Source organism: Streptomyces sp. NPDC059355, from assembly GCF_042752335.1.
In the GTDB taxonomy this organism is placed as follows: Bacteria; Actinomycetota; Actinomycetes; order Streptomycetales; family Streptomycetaceae; genus Streptomyces.
Map to the genome: position 1 here is coordinate 31594 of NZ_JBHYXN010000037.1, position 20004 is coordinate 51597.

Below are 20004 nucleotides of genomic sequence, written 5' to 3' on the forward strand. Positions count from 1 at the left end.
CGGGGCGTGGCGCGCCCCCCCCACCTTTGCCAACACCGTGACGCGGCCCACCCGATCCGGGTGGCCCGCTTCTTCACTGTGGAGCTAAGGAGAATTGAACTCCTGACCTCCTGCATGCCATGCAGGCGCTCTACCAACTGAGCTATAGCCCCTTGTTTCTCTGCCGCCGGGCCCCTGCTCGGTTTCCCTTACCGGTTCCCCCTGGCGACATCGAGAACATTACACGGTCATGGCCCAGGTCCAAAAATCGGTTTCCGGTCGCTCGATTTCGCCCGTTTCATCCCATGCGTGTGGGGCGGCTCCACGCCCCCGGAGCCCGTCGCTACGCTCTCGCGAACTGGTAGAACCGCTTGAGCGTGCAGTGCTCGTCGAGCAGTCGGCCGTAGATCGGCTCCCCCTCCAGCTCGCGGTACGTCTCGATCGGGTCGCCTTTTATGATCAGCGCCCGCGCGCATTCCTCGCACCAGTACTGGTAGTCGGGGTTGACCGGGTCCATGTCCCGCACGATCGGCGTGCCGTTGTTGCACCAGTCGCACCGCCGCCGGTGTGCACCCATCCGTCAGCGACTCCCTCCCACGTCGGGCCGTCGACTCCCCCTCCGGCGGTCCCGATTCTGCCACGCGGGTACGGGGCAGGTCAGCAGGCACCGAAGGAACAAACGGAAGGATCCCGCCCCCTGTTGGGGACGGGATCCTGATTGTGGAGCTAAGGAGAATTGAACTCCTGACCTCCTGCATGCCATGCAGGCGCTCTACCAACTGAGCTATAGCCCCGCTCTCCGCCGCGCTCCCCCCGTTTCCGGTGTTCCGCGCTGCGAACAAGAAGAACTCTAGCCTGCGACCAGCCGGAAAGTGAAATCCGGGTGGGAGCCGCCCTGAGGCGGGCTCAGTCGTCGTCGCCGAGCACCGGTTCCGGCAGCGTGCCGGCGTTGTGCTCCATCAGACGCCAGCCGCGCGCGCCCTCGCCGAGGACGGACCAGCAGCAGTTGGAGAGCCCGCCCAGGCTCTCCCAGTCGTACGCGTCCAGGCCCAGCAGCCGGCCGATCGTCGTACGGATGGTGCCGCCGTGGCTGACCACGACGAGCGTGCCGCCGTCCGGGATCCGGTCGGCGTGCTCGAGCACCACCGGCGCCGCCCGGTCGGCGACCTCGGTCTCCAGCTCGCCGCCGCCGCGGCGGACGGGCTCGCCGCGCTTCCACGCCGCGTACTGCTCGCCGTACTTCTCGATGATCTCTTCGTGCGTGAGGCCCTGCCACTCACCGGCGTACGTCTCGCGCAGCGCGGCGTCGTGCGTCACGGGCAGGCCCGTGACGGCGGCCAGCTCGGCGGCCGTGGCGGAAGCCCGCCGCAGGTCCGAGGCCACGATGGCGGCCGGCTTCAGGGAGGCGAGCAGCCGGGCGGCGCGGCGCGCCTGCGCCACACCCGTCTCGGTCAGCTCGATGTCCGTGGAACCCTGGAAGCGGCGCTCCAGGTTCCACGAGGTCTGGCCGTGCCGCCAGAGAACGATCTTCCGGTCCGTCTTGCGGGTGGGGGTCGCGCTCAGAACAGATCACCGTCCAGGTCCTCGTCGCCCGCCGCCTCGCGCAGCTTGGCGTGCTCCTCCGCCTTGCCCTTGGTGAGCTTGGCGTCCTCGGGCAGCTCGATCTCGGGGCAGTCCTTCCACAGGCGCTCCAGCGCGTAGAAGACCCGCTCCTCGCTGTGCTGCACGTGGACGACGATGTCGATGTAGTCGAGCAGGATCCAGCGGGCGTCGCGGTCGCCCTCGCGGCGCACCGGCTTGGCGCCGAGCTCCTTCAGCAGGCGCTCCTCGATCTCGTCGACGATCGACTTGACCTGGCGGTCGTTGGGCGCCGAGGCGAGCAGGAAGGCGTCGGTGATCGACAGCACGTCGCTGACGTCGTACGCGATGATGTCGTGCGCGAGCCGGTCGGCCGCGGCCTGGGCGGCGGCGGTGATGAGCTCGATGGAGCGGTCCGTGGCGGTCACTGGCCATGCTTTCGGGTTGGCGGGCAGATCCATACAAGGGTCTCATGTACCGCCGACCCCGCCCGCGCGCAGCGTGCCGCGCGGGCCGGGGCATCGCCCGAGGGCCTGGTCAGGCCGGGTCCAAGGGCTGGTCAGGACGGTTTGTAGTCCTTGCCCAGGGTCACCACGATGTCGGCGTTCACGGCGTTCTCGCCCTTCTTCACCACGGTCTCCGGCAGGCCCAGCGTCTTGGCCACGTCGACCGCCTTGGCCCGCTGCGCGTCGTCCTGGTACGTGATCTGCGTGGCGGGCTGGGTCTTGTCGGCCTTGCCACCGTCCACGAAGGTGTAGCCGCCGTTCAGCAGCGTCGCCTTGGCCGCGACCTGCGTCTTCTCGTCACCGGTGGCGTCCTTGAGCCCGACACGCGGTGCGGTGCCGGCCTGGGCCGCGGTGAAGCTGCCGCCGAGCACCTCCTTGACGACGCTCTTGTTGGCGTCGTCGGTGAGCGCGCCGTCGGGCTTCACCGCGAGGACGTCCGTGCGGTACGCGCCCTCCTTGGCGTGCTCGCCGAGCTTGGCCAGCAGGGTGCCGAGGGTCTGGGCGTTCAGGGAGGGGTCGAGGATCTGGCCCATGCTCTCGACGGTGACGGTCGCCGACTTCGCGTCTGCGGGAACCTTGCGCAGCACTCCGTAGAGCACCTTGCCGAACCGGTCCAGCTGCTTGGCCTCCGGCTCGCCCTGGCCGCGGTACGTGGCGTACGCGACGGCCATCGCACCGCTGAGGTGCTGCTTCGGCCCCTGCCCCACGGCCGGGATCTTGGCGGCGTCGTCGGCCGGGACCGCGACGTCGGTGTCGGTGTCGATGCCGCCGACCAGCTCGACCAGGTTCTCCAGGAAGGGGGTGTCCAGGCGCCAGGTGCCGCCGATGTGGGTGCCGAGAACCGAGTCGAGGGAGTCCTTGACGCCCGCACCGCCCTCCTCGACCGCCTTGCCGAGGGCCGCGCCCGTGCCGTCGTCCTTGGCGACGCCCAGCGTGTTCGGCAGCAGGACGGTGGCGCCCTTCTTGGTGGTGACGTTGTCGACGAGCAGCGCCGTGGAGGTGCCGCCCTTCTTGGTGTTGTGCAGGTGGACGACGATCATGTCGCGCTTCTGCGGTCCGGCGGCGGCCGCCGCATCCTTCTTCTGGCCGGGGCCGTCGATGAACGGCAGCTTGCCCGCGTACCAGAGGTAGCCGACGCCCGCGACGACGAAGAGGGCGAGGACGACGATCAGGGCGACCACCCGGTTGCGGCCGCGGCGGCGGGCCTCTTCGCGGCGCTCGGTCCGGCTCTCGGTGAACTTGAGCCAGTCGATGACGTCCTCGGAGGCCTCGTCCGGCTGGTCGATGAAGGCGAACTGCTCGGTGCGGTAGTCCGGGTCGGACGGCCCGCCCTCGGACCGGCGCGGTTCGGGGACCCGGTCGGGGCGCGGGGGCTCCGGGTCGGCCGCGGGGGCCGGGGCGGGAGCGGGGGGCTCGGGGGCGGCCTGCTGCGGGATCCACTGCGGGGTCTGCTGCGTGTCGTACCCGTAGCCGGGGGCCTGGGGGTACTCCTGCTGCCCGTACTCGGGGGCGGCCGGCTGCTGCGGCTGCTGGTAGTACGCCTGCTGCTGCCGGGCGTAGCCCTGGGGGTCGTAGCCGTACTGCTGCTGCTCGTAGCCCTGGTCGTACTGCCGGTCGTACTGCTGCCCGGGGGCGGGCTGCGCGGGCACCTGGCCGTACACCGGCCGCCCGTACGGGTCGTAGCCGATGAGCTGCTGCTCCTGGGCGGCATACGGGTCGTACGGATCCTGTCGGTCGTTCACCGCGGGCCCCTCTCTCCGGAAGCTCAGGCTCCCCGGTACAGCTCACGCTTGTCGATGTAGCGCACCACACCGTCGGGCACCAAATACCAGACAGGATCCCCCTGGGCGACCCTGGTGCGGCAGTCCGTGGACGAAATCGCCAGCGCGGGCACCTGCACCAGCGAGACGCCGTCCTCGGGGAGCCCGTCGTCGGTGAGCACGTGGCCCGGCCGGGTGACGCCGATGAAATGGGCGAGCGAGAAGAGCTCGTCGGCGTTGCGCCAGGTCAGGATCTGGGCGAGGGCGTCGGCACCGGTGATGAAGAAGAGGTCGGCGTCTTCGTTGAGGGCGCTCAGATCACGCAGGGTGTCGATGGTGTACGTCGGCCCGCCGCGGTCGAGGTCGATGCGGCTCACCGAGAACTGGGGGTTCGAGGCCGTCGCGATGACCGTCATCAGATAGCGGTCCTCGGCGGGGGACACGGCGCGCTGCGACTTCTGCCACGGCTGGCCGGTCGGTACGAACACCACCTCGTCGAGGTGGAACAGGGCGGCCACTTCACTGGCGGCCACCAGGTGTCCGTGGTGGATCGGGTCGAATGTCCCGCCCATCACGCCGAGCCGGCGCTTGACCGGGCCGGTAGGCATCTCCTGCTCTCCCATGAGCGCAGAGCCTACTGGCCCGGCGGAGCGGCGCGGACCCGCGATCGAGGGTGTGCGCGACGACGGGTTCAGCGGTCGCGGTTCAGGCGCGTGGTCACCCAGAGCATCAGGAGCAGGATGAACAGCGCGCCGCCGCCGGTCAGGTACGGGTTCAGGCTGTCGTGGTTGCCGCCGTGCTGCTCGGCGCCCTCCGACGCGAGAACGACCAGGTTGTGGGCGGTGGAGGAGAGGCTCATCAGGCAGATACCTATCGAGTCGGGGAGCGGGCGGAGACTTCGCTCACATCGTATGCGGGGGCCTGGGGCACGCTCACGCCGACTCAGGCGTTGGAGAGGATAGACGCAGGAGCACGCAGGCCGATCAAGGGGGAGGGCGTTATGACGGAGACCGGGTTCGAGAAGGTGCCGGCGAGGAACCGCAGGAGGTTCCCCGGCATCTCCTCGCGCGCGTACGAGCACCCGGCGGACCGCTCGGCGCTGGTGGCGCTGCGCAAGCTGAGCGGGTTCGACACCGTGTTCAAGGCCCTGAGCGGGCTGCTTCCGGAGCGCAGCCTGCGGCTGCTGTTCCTGTCGGAGTCGGTCCGGGTGGGCGAGGCGCAGTTCCCGCACCTGCACGAGATGCTCCGCGACGCCTGCTACATCCTGGACCTGGAGAAGGTCCCGCAGATGTACGTGCAGCAGGACCCGAAGCCGAACGCGATGTGCATCGGGCTGGACGAGCCGATCATCGTGGTGACGACGGGCCTGGTCGAGCTGCTCGACGAGGAGGAGATGCGGGCGGTCGTGGGCCACGAGGTGGGCCACGCACTGTCGGGGCACGCGGTGTACCGCACGATCCTGCTGTTCCTGACGGGGCTGGCGCTGAAGGTGGCGTGGATCCCGCTGGGCAATGTGGCGATCATGGCGCTCGTGACCGCGCTGCGCGAGTGGTTCCGCAAGTCGGAGCTGTCGGCCGACCGGGCCGGGCTGCTGGTCGGGCAGGACGTGAACGCCTCGATGCGCGGCCTGATGAAGATCGCGGGCGGCAACCACCTCCACGAGATGAACGTGGACTCCTTCCTGGCCCAGGCCGAGGAGTACGAGGCGAGCGGCGATCTGCGCGACTCCGTGCTGAAGATCCTCAACATGCTGCCGCGGACCCATCCCTTCACCACCGTGCGGGCGGCCGAGCTGAAGAAGTGGTCCCAGAACCGGGACTACCAGCGGATCATGGACGGCCACTATCCGCGGCGCGAGGAGGACAAGGACACCTCGGTGTCGGACTCCTTCCGGGAGTCGGCCTCGCACTACGCGGAATCGGTGCGCAGCAGCAAGGACCCGCTGTTCAAGCTGGTCGGGGACATCGCGGGCGGGGCGGCCGACGTCGGTGGCAGGCTGCGCGACAAGTTCACGGGCGCGGCCGGCGGCGGCTCGGGCTCGGCCGGCGAGGCGAAGGGCGGGGCTACGGGGCAGGGCTGACGGGAGCCTCCCCGGCGGGCGTGGGCGGCGCCAGCACGCCACACAGCCCGGCGGTGCGCCTCGGGATGCCGCTGGCGTACGGGTCGCTCGCGGCCGGGCCGACCGTGGTCGGTCCGGCCCCGGCCAGGACCGGGCGGAAGCCTTCGGCGGGATCGGTGGAGCAGTCCTGCGGCCCGGCCATCACGTAGGCGGTGACCAGCTCGGCCCGGCGGGCCGTGAGGTCCTCCCGGTCGAAGCGCAGCTTCAGCTCCCGCCGGACGGTGAAGAGCGAGGCGCCGTCGGCGGCGGCCGGGGATCCGGTGGCGGGGCGCACGGCGTACACGAAGGTGTGGTCGGTGATCACTTCGAGGACGTCGGCGGAGACCTCGTCGATGGCGAGGGTGCCGCTGACCCGGACCCGGGTGTCGGCCACGACCGCCGTGCCCGGGTCGAAGCGGACCAGCCAGCCGGTGACGGCGTGCCGCCCGTCTCCGGAGGGCGTGGTCATGCTGCGGTCGAACTGGTCCGTCTGGTCGGGGTCGAGCAGGACCCGCACGGGCCGGGTGGCGGCCCCGGCCAGCACGTCGGGGTCCAGCGAGGACTGCACCAGATAGTCCTTGGCGATGGACAGCGCGGTGACGACCTGCCCCTCGGTGAAGTGGTGGGTGCGGCGCGCGCCGGGCAGGTTGATCCCGGCCGCCCCGACGCGGTAGTCGGCCGCCGGGCTCTTCGCGTACAGGTCGACGGGCCGTCCGCCGGGCACGACGGTGGCGGGCGCGAGCGGCACGACCGTGCTGGTCAGCGGCTCGGCCCGGCCGGTGGCAGGGGGCAGGGCCGGGTTGCTCAGGCCCATGTAGACGGCCACGGCGAAGGCCACGGCGATGAGCAGCACGAGCAGCATGCCCTGGCGGGCGCCGCGGCCCGGGGTGCTGGTCCGGGGCCGGGAGGGGCCGCCGGCGGACCACATGGACCGGCTGCGTACGGCCCGTGCGTGTTCGCCCATGCGCTCCTGGGCGGAGAACTCCTGGAGCCGGGCAGCCCGGACGAAGTCCTCGTCGAACACCACCGACCGGTACTCGTCCGACCGGTACTCGTCTGACCGGTACTCGTCCGACCGGAACTCCTCGTCGCCCCCGCCGATGCCCTCGGGGGTGCCGTCGGGTGGATCTCCTGGCACGGCCATTGCTTCTCCCCGCTGTCCCCGCTTCAGAGAAGCCCCCGGCTCCGGTGAACGCGAGTGGGGTCGTACCTTCAGGGTTGGCGGGCGACGGGGTACGTAAACGCTCCGGCGCCGGTGACTTCGGTGAGCGGCGTGGTGGCGGGCGCGGGCGCGTGGTCCGCGTCGCTCGACGCGCTGCGGTAGACGGCGCTGAAGGCCAGGGCGACCATGCCGAGGCCCATCACGACAGCGAGCACCCAGGCGACCGGGCGCAGCCAGGGCGAGCGGCCCCGGTAGGGCCGCAGGGCCCCGCCGTAGACCCCGTACGGGCCTTCCGCGTAGCCGGGGCGGTGGTCCCAGCCGGGTTCGTCGAGGCCGTACCCCTCGGGGCGGCCGTAGCCGTAGCCGTCGTAGTCGTCGTCGGAGGTCCAGCCGCCGGCCACGGCTCGGGCGGCTTCCGCCTCCGCGCGCGCGCGGTCCGCGGCGCGCTGGCGCTCCGCGGCGCTCGGCTCATGGATCTCGGCGCTCCGGACGAAGTCCTCGTCGAACACCACGGAGGCGAAGTCCTGATCCGCGCCTCCGCGGTCGTCGTTGTCGGGCTCCCCGTCGTCCGGGAACTTGCCCCCCACGTCGTCCGGCACAGCACCAGCCTAGACCGGGGGGACCGCTTTGGGCAGGGTGTGAGCCGAATTCCGGCCACCCGGTGTGCGGGGTCCGACTACCGGACGTGACCGTCGCCGGTGACGATGTACTTGGTGGAGGTCAGCTCCGGAAGGCCCATCGGGCCCCGGGCGTGCAGCTTCTGGGTGGAGATCCCGATCTCGGCGCCGAAGCCGAACTGGCCACCGTCGGTGAACCGGGTGGACGCGTTCACGGCGACCGTGGTCGAGTCGACCAGCTGGGTGAAGCGGCGGGCGGCGGCCTGCGAGGTGGTGACGATCGCCTCGGTGTGGCCGGAGGTCCAGCGGCGGATGTGGGCGACGGCGTCGTCGAGGGAGTCGACGACCCCGGCGGCGATGTCGTAGGAGAGGTACTCGGCGGCCCAGTCCTCGTCGGTGGCGGGCAGCGCTGTGGCCTTGGAGTGCTCGGCGGCCGCGAGGACCCGGTCGTCGCCGTGGACGGTGACGCCCGCCTCGGCGAGGGCGTCGAGGGCGCGCGGCAGGAACGCGTCGGCGATGTCGCGGTGGACGAGGAGGGTCTCGGCGGAGTTGCAGACCGAGGGCCGCTGCGCCTTGGAGTTGACGAGGATGTCCACGGCCATGTCGAGGTCGGCCTGGGCGTCCACGTAGACGTGGCAGTTTCCGGTACCGGTCTCGATGACCGGGACGATGGACTCCTCGACGACGGTCTTGATGAGGGAGGCACCGCCGCGCGGGATGAGGACGTCGACGAGGCCGCGGGCGCGCATCAGCTCGCGGACGGAGTCGCGGGACTCGCCGGGGACGAGCTGGATCGCGTCGGCGGGGAGGCCGGCCTCGGTGATGGCGTCGCGGAGGATGGCGACGAGGGCCGTGTTGGAGGCGTAGGCGGAGGAGCTGCCGCGCAGCAGGACCGCGTTGCCGGACTTGAGGCACAGGGCGGCGGCGTCGACGGTGACGTTGGGGCGGGCCTCGTAGATGATGCCGACGACGCCGAGCGGGACGCGGATCTGGCGGAGGTCGATCCCGTTGGGGAGGGTCGAGCCGCGGACGACCTCGCCGACGGGGTCGGGGAGGGCGGCGACGTCCCGGACGTCGGAGGCGATGGCCGCGACGCGGTCGGGGGTGAGGGTGAGGCGGTCGATGACGGTCTCACTGGTGCCGGCTTCACGGGCCTTGGCGATGTCCACGGCGTTGGCCTCGACGACCTCGGCCGTACGGGCCACCAGCGCGTCCGCGATGGCCAGCAGCGCGGTGTCCTTGGCGGACCGCGGGAGGGGGGCGATGGCCGCGGCGGCGGTGCGGGCCGCTTGCGCGGTGGCGATCACGGGCGAGGCGGGGGCGTCGAGCGAGGTCATGCCGCCCAGGGTAGTCCCCGGCCCCGCCCGGGCCGACGGGGTTCCACCCCGCGAGACGCCCCGCCCCGGCGGCGGTCCCGGGCCCCCGCGCCGCGCGGGCCGTGGGGCCCGGGCAGCCGCCGGATGCCGGGCGGTGCCGCGGTACCCGGGGCCGGGGGCCGGAGGCCGTGGACCCGGGGCCGGGGGTCGGGGGCCGTGGACCCGGGGCCGGGGGTCGGGGGCCGTGGACCCGGGGCCGGGGGTCGGGGGCCGTGGACCCGGGGCCGGGGGTCGGGCACCCAGCCCGGATCCCGCGCCGCGCCCGTGGGCCGTGGGCACCATTCGGGTACCGGCCGGGGTCCCGCGCCGCCGCCGTGGGCCGTGGCCTGGGCACCTGTCGGGTACCGGCCGGTCGTCGAGTGCCGGTGGCGGGCCCTGCGGGGCTCGGTCCCCTACCCGCCCTTCGCCCGTTCCCCGGGCTCCGCCCGGACCCGGAAGGCCCGGAGGCTCCGCCCCGGACCCCGCGCCTCGAACACCGGCGGGGCCGGACAGGGGTGCAACGGGCGCGGCGCCCGGGACGGGGTCAGGGGCAGCGCCCCTGGGAACGGGCGAAGGGCGGGTAGGGGACGCCCCGCGCAGCGGCACACACCCGCAGACACAGACCGACCCCGGCTCCGCCCCGGCACCCAGCGGACGAACTGGGCACACCGGCGCGCGGCCGACGAGGGCGCCCGCAGCCGAGCGGCGCGTCGGGGGAAGACCGGCCCGGCTCCGCCCGTGGCCCCGCACCGCCACCCGCCGGACGGAGTCCGGCACAGCCGCGCCAGCGGCGCGTCAAGAAGGGACCGGCGCGTCAATAAGGGTGCACGCCCACCGGATGCGCCGGGGGTGGGCCGTAGCCCTCTGCCACTCGGAGGTGGTACGTCGCGCGGTCGATGACCTCCAGGCCGACGATCTCCCACGGCGGGAGCTGCGCCGAGGAGCGGTGCTCGCCCCACAGGCGCAGGGCGACGGCCGCGGCGTCGTGGAGGTCGCGGGCCTCCTCCCAGTACCGGATCTCCGCGTGGTCGTCTGCGTACCGGCTGGTCAGCAGGAAGGGGTGGTCGTGCGCGAGCTGTTCCAGGCCGCGGCGGACCTCCGACAGCGGCGCCGGCTTGCCGGAGACGCTCAGGGTGACGTGCCACAGACGGGAGGCTTCGACCTGCTCGCCGTCCCCGCCGCCGCTGATGCTGGTCAGCGCTCGTCTCACCAGCCCGCCTCCTGTCTGCGCCATGCCTGTCCGCCCCTCACAGTTGACCAGTCCCCGGCCCGCCGCGCGGCGGTTTTACCGAACCTCAGCCCTCCAGCAGGACCAGATCGTCGCGGTGTACGACCTCGCGCTCGTACGCCGGGCCGAGTTCCTTCGCCAGCTCCCTGGTGGAGCGGCCCAGCAGCTGCGGGAGTTCCTTGGCGTCGAAGTTGACCAGCCCGCGGGCCACGGCGCGGCCGTCGGGCCCGCGCAGTTCCACCGGGTCTCCGGCGACGAAGTCGCCCTCGACGGCCGCGATCCCGGCGGGCAGCAGGGAGCTGCCGCGCTCGGTCACCGCGCGTACGGCTCCCTCGTCGAGGACGAGGTGTCCTTGTGGGGTCGAGGCGTGCTGGAGCCACAGCAGCCGGTCCGCCGAGCGCCGGCCCGTGGCGTGGAAGTGCGTACCGGTGAGGCGGCCCGCCAGGGCGTCGGCCGCCTGGCTGGCGGAGGTGAGGACGACGGGGATGCCGGCCGCGGCCGCGATCCGGGCCGCCTCGACCTTGGTGACCATGCCGCCGGTGCCGACGCCCGCCTTGCCGGCGCTGCCGATCGACACGTGCGCGATGTCCTCGGGGCCGCGCACCTCGTCGATGCGGGTGGTGCCGGGCAGCGACGGGTCGCCGTCGTAGAGGCCGTCGACGTCGGACAGGAGGACGAGGAGGTCGGCGCGGACCAGGTGGGCGACGAGGGCCGCGAGCCGGTCGTTGTCGCCGAAGCGGATCTCGTCGGTGGCGACGGTGTCGTTCTCGTTGACCACCGGCAGCGCGCCCATGGCCAGGAGCTGGTCCAGGGTCCGGTACGCGTTGCGGTAGTGGGCCCGGCGGCTGGTGTCGTCGCTGGTCAGCAGCACCTGCCCGACGCGGACCCCGTACCGGGCGAAGGAGGCGGTGTACCGGGCGACCAGGAGCCCCTGCCCAACGCTGGCGGCGGCCTGCTGGCGGGCCAGGTCGGTGGGGCGGCGGCGCAGGCCGAGCGGGGAGAGTCCGGCGGCGATGGCTCCGCTGGAGACGAGGACGATCTCCTTCTCCCCGCCGCTGCGCGCCTTTGCCAGTACGTCGACCAGGGCGTCCACCCGGTCGGCGTCGAGTCCGCCGGCCGCGGTGGTCAGGGAGGAGGATCCGACCTTGACCACGATCCTGCGGGCGTCCACGACACCTTGCCTAGCCGCTGACACGTCTGTCCCCTTGCCCCTTGCCGGTACGTCTGCCACCTCAATCTACGGGGTGGTGCGGCGCGCCCGCGCAGGGGTTTCAGCGGGTGGACTCAGGCCCCGGTGCCGCTGCGGGCCGGCTCCGGGTCCTCGGCCGCGGCGGCCGCGCCCGGGACGAGGATCTTGCGCGACAGCAGGTACGTGAAGGGGATGGCCACGACCGCGGCGACGAGCGGGGCGATCCGGGTGTCGAGCCCGGCCCAGGTCACCAGGGCGTAGAGCCCGGCGGACTGGATCACGTAGTTCGTGATGTTCGTCAGCGGGAAGAGCAGGAACTTCTTCCAGGTGGGCTTGGTCCGGTAGGTGAAGTACGTGTTCATGAAGAACGAGCCGACCATCGCCAGGAGGAAGGCGAGGGTGTAGGCCAGGAAGTACGGCATCCACGGGTGCAGCAGCAGGTAGATGACGAAGAAGGTGCCGGTGTTGACGGCGCCGACGAGGCCGAAGCGGAGGATCTGGCCGAGCTGGCTGCGCATGGTTCAGCGCACCTCTCGCTCGGCGGACACCGTCGGGCGCGTGGCGGACAGGCCGCCGCGCTCGCGGGCGCCGGTGTGGACCCCGGCGGCGTCGGGCCGGGCCTGCGGGTCCGCGCCGTGCGCCTCCTTCACCAGGAAGTGCGGCCGGCGCTTGGTCTCGTAGTAGATGCGGCCGATGTACTCGCCGATCAGACCCAGCATGATCATCTGGACGCCGCCGATGCCGGTGATGATCGCGACGAGGGTGACGTAACCGGGTGCGTCGATGCCGTTGGTCATCGCGCTGATGGCGACGTACACGGCGTACAGGACGGTCAGCGCCACCAGCGACACGCCCGCCCAGATCCCGATCCGCAGCGGCCGGTTGTTGAAGGAGATCAGCCCGTCCATGGCGTAGTTCAGCAGGGCGCCGAACTTCCACTTCGTCTCGCCGGCCTCGCGCTGGGCGTTGCGGTAGTCGAAGTGGACGGTGTCGAAGCCGATCCAGGAGAAGAGGCCCTTGGAGAAGCGGTTGTACTCGGGCAGGGACAGCAGCGCGTCCACGGCCGGCCGGGACAGCAGGCGGAAGTCGCCGACGCCGTCGGTGAGCTCCACGTCGACCCAGCGGTTGACGCCGCGGTAGTAGAGGCGGCTGAGCGCGGAGCGGACCTTCTTGTCGCCTTCGCGGGTGCGGCGGGCGATGATCTGGTCGTGGCCCTGGCGGTAGTAGTCGAGCATCGTGGCGATGAGCTCCGGCGGGTGCTGGAGGTCGGCGTCCATGATCACGACGGCATCGCCGGTGGCCTCGCGCAGGCCGGCGAGCATGCCGGCCTCCTTGCCGAAGTTGCGGCTGAAGGAGACGTAACGGGTCCTGTCCCCGTGCTCGGCGGCGATCTCGCGGAGCTTGGCGAGGGTGCCGTCGCGGCTGCCGTCGTCGACGTAGCAGACCTCGTACTCGACGGGCAGGGAGTCCAGGACCCTGCGGATCTCCAGGTCGAAGCTGTCGATCACGGCTTCTTCGTTGTAGCAAGGGACTACTACGGACAGCTTCGTCATGAACACTTCCTGCTGGGTCCGAACGGGTGATTGTCGGCGACCGGACCCGCCACACACCTCTTCCTTAGAAGTATGCACGCCGGGGGTCGGCCTGCCGGATCCGAGCGCGGCACACGGTAGCTTTGACGGGTTAAGCGGAATGGAACAAAGGGATCGAGGTGCACGTGCCTGACGTCTCCGTGGTCGTCATCGTCTACAACGACGCAGAGCGTCTGCCGACAGCCGTCCAGTCGGTTTTGGACCAGACCCTGCACGGGGTCGAAGTCGTGATCGTCGACGACTGCAGCAAGGACCGGTCGTACGCGGTCGCGCAGGAGCTCGAGGCCGCGCACCCGGGGAGAGTGCGCGCCTTCCGGCTGCCGGAGAACAGCGGCGGCTGCGGTGCCCCGCGCAACCACGGCATCCGGCAGGCCACCGGCACGTACGTCATGTTCCTGGACAGCGACGACGTGCTGGAACGAAACGCATGCCGGAACATGCTGGCCGCGGCCGAGCGGACCGGTTCCGACCTGGTCTCCGGCATGTGCGTGCGCGTCCACCTCGACAACAGGTGGGGCAAGACCACCGAGTGGTACCCCTGGATCTACTCGCGCACCCGCACGCTGGAGTCGATCACCGAGGACCCGGACCTGCTGGTCTACGACACCCTCTCCACGAACAAGTGCTACCGGCGCGCGTTCCTGCTGGAGCAGGGCCTGGAGTTCCCGGTCGGCATCCACTACGAGGACCTGCTCTTCTCCGCGCAGGCCTACGTCGCCGCCCGCCGCATCACGCTGATCCCGAACCACGTCTACTACTGGAACGTGGTCGAGAAGGCCTCGGCGAAGTCGATCAGCAACCGGCGCCACGAGATCGCGAACTTCGTCCACCGGATGGAGATCCACCGCCGCGTCGACGAGCTGCTGGCCGCCAAGGGGCACACGGAGATCAAGTCCGCGAAGGACGCCAAGTTCCTCAAGCACGACCTGGTGCTGCACCTGCGCGACCTGCCGCTGCTGAGCGACGAGTACCGCCAGGAGTTCGCCCGCCTCGCCAACGGCTACCTCGCGGGGATCGACCCGGCCGCGTACGAGAACGTCACGTACCTCCAGGCGATCTGCGCGTACCTGCTGGGCAAGGAGGACTGGGACAACCTGCTCCCGGCCGCCGACGCGATGACCAACAAGGGCCGGCTGACCTCCCCGCTCGCCGAGCGCGACGGCCGCGTCTACTGGTGTGCGGAGCACATCGACGGCCCCGACGGCGACGAGGCCCGGCGGATACTGGACGTCACCGAGCAGGCCTTCCACACCACCCCGCTCACCTCCCTCGCCCTGGGCGACCGGCTCACCTCCTACGAGGACGACGGCCGGGGCACCGTGACGATGTCCGGCTCCGTCGTGAACCCGCTGGGCCGGATCCCGGCCGACGCGCAGCTGACGGCCACGCTGGAGTTCCGGGCCCGCCGGCAGATCGGCGTGCGGTCGTTCGGCTTCCCGGTGGCAACCGTGCGGCACGCCGGTGACACGATCGAGTGGACCGCCACGGCCGACGTCGCCGGCACCGTCCGCCCCCTCGGCATCATCGACGCCGTCTGGGACGTCCGCCTGAAACTGAACGCGGGCGGCACCCGCCTCACCACCCGCGTCTCCGTCGGCGGCGTCGACCTGGAGTCGGCGGCCCGCCTGCGGGTGCGCCCGCGGCTGACCCGGCTGGTCTCGGACCGCTTCGCGCCGGAGGTCACCAAGAAGGGGAACCTCTCCTACGTCCTGACCGCCGAGGGCGCCGCCGCCGTCCGCACGCAGACGCTGATCAGCAGCGCGATGCACGGCAAGGCCGCCGGCGTGGTCAAGCGGGGCCTGCGCAAGGCGCTGCGGGCCCGGCGCAACCTCGGCTCGGGCGAGCAGAAGGTGAAGGTCTACCACGAGGTCTTCTCGAAGCTGCCGATCAAGAAGGGCACGGTCGTCTTCGAGAGCCACATGGGCAAGCAGTACAGCGACAGCCCGAAGGCGATCTACGAGGAGATGGTCCGCCAGGGCGTCCCGTTCGAGGCGATCTGGTCGTACGCGGGCGGCAAGCCCACCGGCTTCCCCAAGGACGCCACCCTGGTGCGCCGCTGGAGCTGGCAGTACCTGCGCGCGCTGGCGCAGGCCGAGTTCTGGGTCGACAACCAGGGCTTCCCCCTGGCCCTGACCAAGCGCGAGGGAACCACGTACATCCAGACCTGGCACGGCTCCGCGCTCAAGCGCATGGGCTTCCACGAGCCCCGCACCAAGGCGCAGGGCAAGGTCGGCCAGGACCGGTTCCAGGCGGCCGTCAACCGCTTCGACCACTTCCTGATCCGCTCCGAGCACGACGCCCGCACCCTCGCCAAGGGCTTCCGGCTGCGCGACGAGGTGCTGCTGCGCACCGGCTACCCCCGCAACGACGCCCTGGTCGAGGCGCACCGCGCCGAGACGCAGAGCGGGGAGCGGGTGCGCGGGCCGCTCGCGGCCGAGCTGGGCATCGACCCGCAGAAGAAGGTGCTCCTGTACGCGCCGACCTTCCGGGCGAACGCGGACGGCGCGGTGGAGGGCTTCGAGTTCCCCTTCGACGTGGAGGAGTTCGCCGAGCGCCTCGGCGACCGCTTCACGCTGCTGGTGCGCACGCACTACCTCAACAGCGTCTCGCTGCCGCCGTCGGTAGCGGGCCGGGTCATCGACGTGTCCCGGCACCACGACATCACCCCGCTGCTGGCCCTCGCCGACGGTCTGATCACCGACTACTCGTCCGTGATGTTCGACTACTCGGTCCTGGACCGGCCGATGCTGTTCTTCGCCTACGACTACGAGAAGTACGCGACCGACATCCGCGGCACGTACTTCGACCTGAAGGAGAAGGCGCCCGGTCCGGTGGTGGCCACGGCCGACGAACTCCTCCAGGCGCTGGCCGCCTTCGACGAGGCGGACGCCAAGTACGCCGAGGCGCGGCAGCGTTTCCTCACCGAGTTCGGCGAGTACGACCGCGGGGACGCCGCCCGCCAGATCGTCGAGAAGTTCTTCACCGGGAGCGGCAAGTGAGCCGGGACATCTTCATCGTCTCCAACAGCGTCGACGAGCTCGGCGGCGTGACGACCTGGTCGCACCAGATGGCCGGGCTGCTCACCGGCCGTGGGCACCGGGTGCACATCGTCGGCATCGCCCCGGTCGCCGAGGAGATCCGGCAGAAGCTGCCGCAGGAGCTGCCGTACGCGATGACCACCCTGTACGACGCCCACCCGCCGAAGGCCCGCCGCCTGCGCGGGATCAAGGGCAGGCTGAACGCCCCCGAGCGGCGCCGCCAGGCGGCCCGGCGGGCGAAGATGCGGGCCAAGGCGGAGACGCTGAACGAGCTCTTCCGCGCGGCCGGCCCCGGGGCCGTCGTGATCGTCACGCAGGTCTGGGCGATGGAGTGGGTGGCGCTCGCCGACACCAAGGGGCTCAGCCTCATCGGCATGAGCCACGAGTCGTTCGAGGCCAGCCAGAAGTCCACCCGCGGCGATCGGGTCCGCCGTCACTACCGGGAGGTCGACCGGCTGCTGGTGCTGACCCCGGAGGACGCGGACCTGTGGATCCGGGCCGGCATGGAGAACGTGGGCAGCATGCCGAACCCGCTGCCCTTCATGCCGGACTCCCCGGCGCCGCGCACGGAGAAGGTCGTCGCCAGCGTCGGCCGCCTCGCCTTCGAGAAGGGCGTGGACCTGCTGCTCGACGCGTGGGCCGACGCCGCCCCGCACCACCCCGACTGGGTCCTGCGGATCTACGGGGCGGGCGTCGAGGAGCCGGCGCTGCGGGCGCACGCCGCCGGGCTCGGGCTGACCGACTCCGTGGAGTGGATGGGCAGCACCGACGACGTGCTGGGCGCGCTGCGCGGTGCCTCGGTGTTCGCGCAGGCCTCGCGGGCCGAGGGCTTCCCGATCACGCTGCTGGAGGCGATGGCCGCGGGCGTGCCGGCGGCCGCGTTCGACTGCGCGCCGGGCGTACGGGAGATCGTGGCGCACGGCGAGGACGGGCTGCTGGCCCGGCTGGGCAACACGATGGAGCTGGCCGGGCACCTCGACGTGCTGATGTCGGACCGTGCACTGCGCGACAGGCTCGGCGACAACGCCTTCCGCAACGTGCAGCGGTACTCCAGCGCCGAGATCACCGACCGCTGGGAAGAGCTGTTCACGTTCTTGGAACGCTGAGCGGCCCCACCACGAAGCCGCCCGCCCCGGATGCGTTCCGGGGCGGGCGGCTTCGTGCTGTTCGACGCGGCGTACGGGCTCAGCGCGCGACGTGCGGCAGCTCGCCCTTGCGGTTGGCCTCCCAGCCCGCCCAGGCCGAGGTGATCATCTCGCGGACGTCGTGCTTGGCCTTCCAGCCGAGCTCCGCCGCGATCTTGTCGGCCGAGGCCACGACCTTCGCCGGGTCACCGGGGCGCCGCGGGACGACGACGGGCTCGTATGAGTGCCCGGTGCCCTCGTTCAGCAGCTCCGCCATCTCCCGCACGGAGACGCCCTCGCCGCGGCCGATGTTGACGGTGAGGTCCTTGTAGTCCCCGGTCGCGCCCCACTCGACGAGCTTGCGGGCCGCCACCACGTGGGCCTCGGCGAGGTCCTCGACGTGGATGTAGTCGCGGATGCAGGTTCCGTCCGGGGTCGCGTAGTCGTCGCCGAAGATGCGGGCGCCCTCCCCCTTGTCGAAACGCTCGAAGACCATCGGCACCAGGTTGAAGACCCCGGTGTCCGCGAGCTCGGGGGCGGCCGCGCCCGCCACGTTGAAGTAGCGCAGGCAGGCGGTGGAGATGCCGTGCGCCTTGCCTGCGGCGCGGACCAGCCACTCGCCGGCCAGCTTCGTCTCGCCGTACGGGCTCAGCGGCGCGCACGGGGTCTCCTCGGTGACGAGCTCCACGTCGGGCATGCCGTACACGGAGGCGGAGGAGGAGAACAGGAAGTTGCGGACACCGGCCGCGGCCACCGCGCCCAGCAGGACCTGGAGGCCCTGCACGTTCTCGTGGTAGTAGAACAGCGGCTTCTCGACGGACTCGCCGACCTGCTTCTTGCCCGCCAGGTGCACCACACCGGTGATCTTGTAGCGCCGGATGGTCTCGTCCAGGTTCAGCCGGTCCAGGACCGTGCCGATCACCAGCGGGACGCCCTCCGGGACGCGGTCCTCGTTGCCCGTGGAGAGGTCGTCGTAGACGACGACGCTCTCACCTGCGGCGACCATCGCGCGGACGACGTGGGAGCCGATGTAGCCGGCGCCACCAGTGATCAGAAAAGTCATGCGTATCTCCCTGGGGTCCCCGGAGCTGTTCCGGAGTCCTGTCCGAAATCTCGGGCGACCTTGCGATCGCCGGCTGTCTTCACTCCGATCCGCGGCCTGCCCGGGCCCGGTGGAGACGGTTGCGTACGAGGCTCAGCGCGCCCGCGGCACCCGGCGCGAGCCGCAGGGCCAGTGATCCCCCACCCGTACGGAACGGCTGCGCCAGCAGAACACCGTACCTGCTGCTGGGCAGGGCACGGCGGCGCAGGAGGCCGTCGAGGGGGCGCGGGGAGGTGAGCAGGGAGCTCCCGTTGGCGAACTCCACTCCCACCTGGACACCCCACGACTGCATGCCGCGGCGGCCCTGGCGGCGCCCCGCGGCGGCCACTGCCGTGAGCCGGAACGGCAGTTCGGCGGTCCAGCCGTCGCCGTCGGCGGCGGGGCTCAGCTCCACCGGACGGTCCTGCACGGGCTGCCCGCCCGCGCGCGGCACGAAGCTCAGCCGGGCGGTGCGCGGTCCGGCTTCGGCGAGGCGCCCGTACAGCTCGCGCACCCGGATCCGGAGCCGGCCCGCGCCGACCGGTTCGGCGTCGATGCTGACGGGCAGTCCGGCCACCGGCAGCGCGGCCAGCCCGTCCAGGACGACCGGGAGCTCCTCGCTCCACACGGGCCGCCCGCCCGGGCCGGTCGCGTACGGGGGCAGCAGCCGGGGCGGCTCGGCGGCGAAGCGGGTGAGCCGCTCGATGTCGGCGGGCGGGGTCGCGGTGGCCCGAAGCAGCCGCACGACCCAGCGGGCGTGCGCCCCGGCGGCCTCCACGGCGGCCTCGTCGAACCCGGCGACGTAGTCGCGGGTCAGCGTCCACCAGGCGGCCTGGTACCCGGGGTCCTTGCCGAGCTCGCGCAGGTACATGCGCAGGTCGTACTCCAGGAACTTCACCTGGCAGGCGAGGCCGAGCTCCGCGGAGGAGTCGGTGATGATCCGGCAGGCCGTGCGGTGGGCCTCGATCCGGGAGCGCCAGTTGCCGACGTCCTTGCGGTCCAGGGAGATCGACACCTGGGCGGCATCGCGGCGCACGTGCCAGACGTAGACGAGGTCACCGATGACGGCGATGCGCGGGGCGGCGGCCAGGACGCGCGCGGTGAAGACGAAGTCCTCGTAGATGAACCGGCCGTCCGGGAAGCGGATCGCATGCTTGTCCAGGAAGGCCCGCTCGTACAGCTTGTTGACGCAGAGGGTGTCCCGGACCAGCTCGGGCCGGTCGGCGGGCCGCTCGATCACGTCGCCCGCGGTGTACAGCCCGGGCATCCAGGGCACGTCATGGTGGAGCGGCAGCTCACGGCGTACGCACGCGCCGACGGTAACCGGCGCGCGGTGCTCCTCGGCGGCGCGCACGAGGGCGTCCGCGGCCCCCGGGGGCAGCACGTCGTCGCTGTCGAGGAAGAGGACGTACGGGGAGCTCGCGACCGCGATCCCGTCGTTGCGCGGGGTACCGCAGCCGCCGCTGTTCTCCGTGCGGTGCACGACCTTCACGCGGGGGTGGACGGCGGCCAGCTCGTCCAGCACCCGCGCGGTGCCGTCGGCCGAGGCGTCGTTCACGGCGATCACCTCGGCGACGACCGGGCCCTGGGCGAGTGCCGAGGAAACGGCCTCGCCCACGAGCACGGCGTCGTTGTACGCGATCACCACGACGGAAACGCTGGGAGTGTTGGTGCTGCTCACCCAGTGGATCCTAGGC

General features: G+C 71.7%; 18 protein-coding genes and 2 tRNA genes. 3 read left to right on the forward strand and 17 right to left on the reverse strand.

The window, feature by feature from the left end; genetic code table 11:
- Positions 1-79 precede the first annotated feature (79 nt).
- The 8 genes from ACFXGI_RS28785 to ACFXGI_RS28820 all read right to left on the reverse strand — a co-directional run bounded on the left by ACFXGI_RS28785 (position 80) and on the right by ACFXGI_RS28820 (position 4682).
- Positions 80-152, reverse strand: a tRNA-Ala gene (locus ACFXGI_RS28785).
- A gap of 170 nt (positions 153-322) precedes the next feature.
- On the reverse strand, positions 323-556 hold the full coding sequence (locus ACFXGI_RS28790; RefSeq protein WP_008738908.1) for a hypothetical protein: 234 nt from the start codon (positions 554-556) through the stop codon (positions 323-325).
- A 144-nt stretch (positions 557-700) separates the two neighbouring features.
- A tRNA-Ala gene (locus ACFXGI_RS28795) sits at positions 701-773 on the reverse strand.
- Between the two features lie 112 nt (positions 774-885).
- Complete coding sequence (locus ACFXGI_RS28800) at positions 886-1542, reverse strand: histidine phosphatase family protein (protein ID WP_384712729.1); 657 nt, start codon at positions 1540-1542, stop codon at positions 886-888.
- Positions 1539-1985: a ribosome silencing factor gene (gene rsfS / locus ACFXGI_RS28805; RefSeq protein ID WP_030159316.1), complete on the reverse strand. Its 447-nt coding sequence runs from the start codon at positions 1983-1985 to the stop codon at positions 1539-1541. Before rsfS ends, ACFXGI_RS28800 begins: the two co-directional genes overlap by 4 nt.
- A 131-nt stretch (positions 1986-2116) precedes the next feature.
- A complete protein-coding gene (locus ACFXGI_RS28810; RefSeq protein ID WP_384712627.1) occupies positions 2117-3805 on the reverse strand; it encodes an LCP family protein in 1689 nt (562 codons plus the stop codon).
- Positions 3806-3828: 23 nt separating this feature from the next.
- A complete protein-coding gene (gene nadD, locus ACFXGI_RS28815) occupies positions 3829-4446 on the reverse strand; it encodes a nicotinate-nucleotide adenylyltransferase (protein ID WP_078988076.1) in 618 nt (205 codons plus the stop codon).
- 68 nt (positions 4447-4514) lie between these two features.
- Entirely contained in the window at positions 4515-4682 is a 168-nt protein-coding gene (locus ACFXGI_RS28820) for a hypothetical protein (RefSeq protein ID WP_037836848.1), read from the reverse strand.
- 141 nt (positions 4683-4823) lie between these two features.
- On the opposite strand from ACFXGI_RS28820, the gene ACFXGI_RS28825 reads away from it, so the two are divergent.
- The gene (locus tag ACFXGI_RS28825) at positions 4824-5903 is read left to right on the forward strand and encodes a M48 family metallopeptidase (RefSeq protein WP_384712630.1); all 1080 of its coding nucleotides are present in this window, start codon (positions 4824-4826) and stop codon (positions 5901-5903) included.
- On the opposite strand, the gene ACFXGI_RS28830 is transcribed toward ACFXGI_RS28825, so the two are convergent.
- The 7 genes from ACFXGI_RS28830 to ACFXGI_RS28860 all read right to left on the reverse strand — a co-directional run bounded on the left by ACFXGI_RS28830 (position 5887) and on the right by ACFXGI_RS28860 (position 13025).
- On the reverse strand, positions 5887-7065 hold the full coding sequence (locus ACFXGI_RS28830) for a hypothetical protein (protein WP_384712633.1): 1179 nt from the start codon (positions 7063-7065) through the stop codon (positions 5887-5889). The two genes, ACFXGI_RS28825 and ACFXGI_RS28830, sit on opposite strands and share 17 nt — an antisense overlap.
- Positions 7066-7133: 68 nt before the next feature.
- Positions 7134-7682: a hypothetical protein gene (locus tag ACFXGI_RS28835; protein WP_384712636.1), complete on the reverse strand. Its 549-nt coding sequence runs from the start codon at positions 7680-7682 to the stop codon at positions 7134-7136.
- Positions 7683-7759: 77 nt separating this feature from the next.
- Positions 7760-9037 carry a glutamate-5-semialdehyde dehydrogenase gene (locus ACFXGI_RS28840; RefSeq protein ID WP_384712639.1) on the reverse strand — a complete coding sequence of 426 codons (1278 nt, stop codon included), beginning with the start codon at positions 9035-9037 and terminating at the stop codon, positions 7760-7762.
- Positions 9038-9869: 832 nt separating this feature from the next.
- Entirely contained in the window at positions 9870-10289 is a 420-nt protein-coding gene (locus tag ACFXGI_RS28845; RefSeq protein WP_372481466.1) for a hypothetical protein, read from the reverse strand.
- 61 nt (positions 10290-10350) lie between these two features.
- Complete coding sequence (proB, locus tag ACFXGI_RS28850) at positions 10351-11478, reverse strand: glutamate 5-kinase (RefSeq protein WP_053689029.1); 1128 nt, start codon at positions 11476-11478, stop codon at positions 10351-10353.
- An 89-nt stretch (positions 11479-11567) separates the two neighbouring features.
- Positions 11568-11990, reverse strand: a complete 423-nt coding sequence (locus ACFXGI_RS28855; protein WP_384712643.1) for a GtrA family protein — start codon at positions 11988-11990, stop codon at positions 11568-11570.
- A gap of 3 nt (positions 11991-11993) precedes the next feature.
- A complete protein-coding gene (locus ACFXGI_RS28860) occupies positions 11994-13025 on the reverse strand; it encodes a glycosyltransferase family 2 protein (protein ID WP_384712646.1) in 1032 nt (343 codons plus the stop codon).
- Between the two features lie 158 nt (positions 13026-13183).
- Between ACFXGI_RS28860 and ACFXGI_RS28865 the strand changes: the two genes are divergently transcribed.
- Positions 13184-16063, forward strand: coding sequence for a CDP-glycerol glycerophosphotransferase family protein (locus ACFXGI_RS28865; RefSeq protein ID WP_384712650.1), 2880 nt, complete (start codon positions 13184-13186; stop codon positions 16061-16063).
- Positions 16060-17208 carry a glycosyltransferase gene (locus ACFXGI_RS28870; protein ID WP_384712653.1) on the forward strand — a complete coding sequence of 383 codons (1149 nt, stop codon included), beginning with the start codon at positions 16060-16062 and terminating at the stop codon, positions 17206-17208. The genes ACFXGI_RS28865 and ACFXGI_RS28870 overlap by 4 nt, the downstream gene beginning before the upstream one ends.
- A gap of 79 nt (positions 17209-17287) precedes the next feature.
- Here the strand turns inward: ACFXGI_RS28870 and galE are convergent, their stop codons facing one another.
- Positions 17288-18289 (reverse strand): UDP-glucose 4-epimerase GalE, encoded by a 1002-nt coding sequence (gene galE / locus ACFXGI_RS28875; protein WP_384712656.1) that lies wholly within the window; start codon positions 18287-18289, stop codon positions 17288-17290.
- Between the two features lie 79 nt (positions 18290-18368).
- Positions 18369-19988 carry a glycosyltransferase family 2 protein gene (locus ACFXGI_RS28880; protein WP_384712659.1) on the reverse strand — a complete coding sequence of 540 codons (1620 nt, stop codon included), beginning with the start codon at positions 19986-19988 and terminating at the stop codon, positions 18369-18371.
- Between the last annotated feature and the right edge of the window lie 16 nt (positions 19989-20004).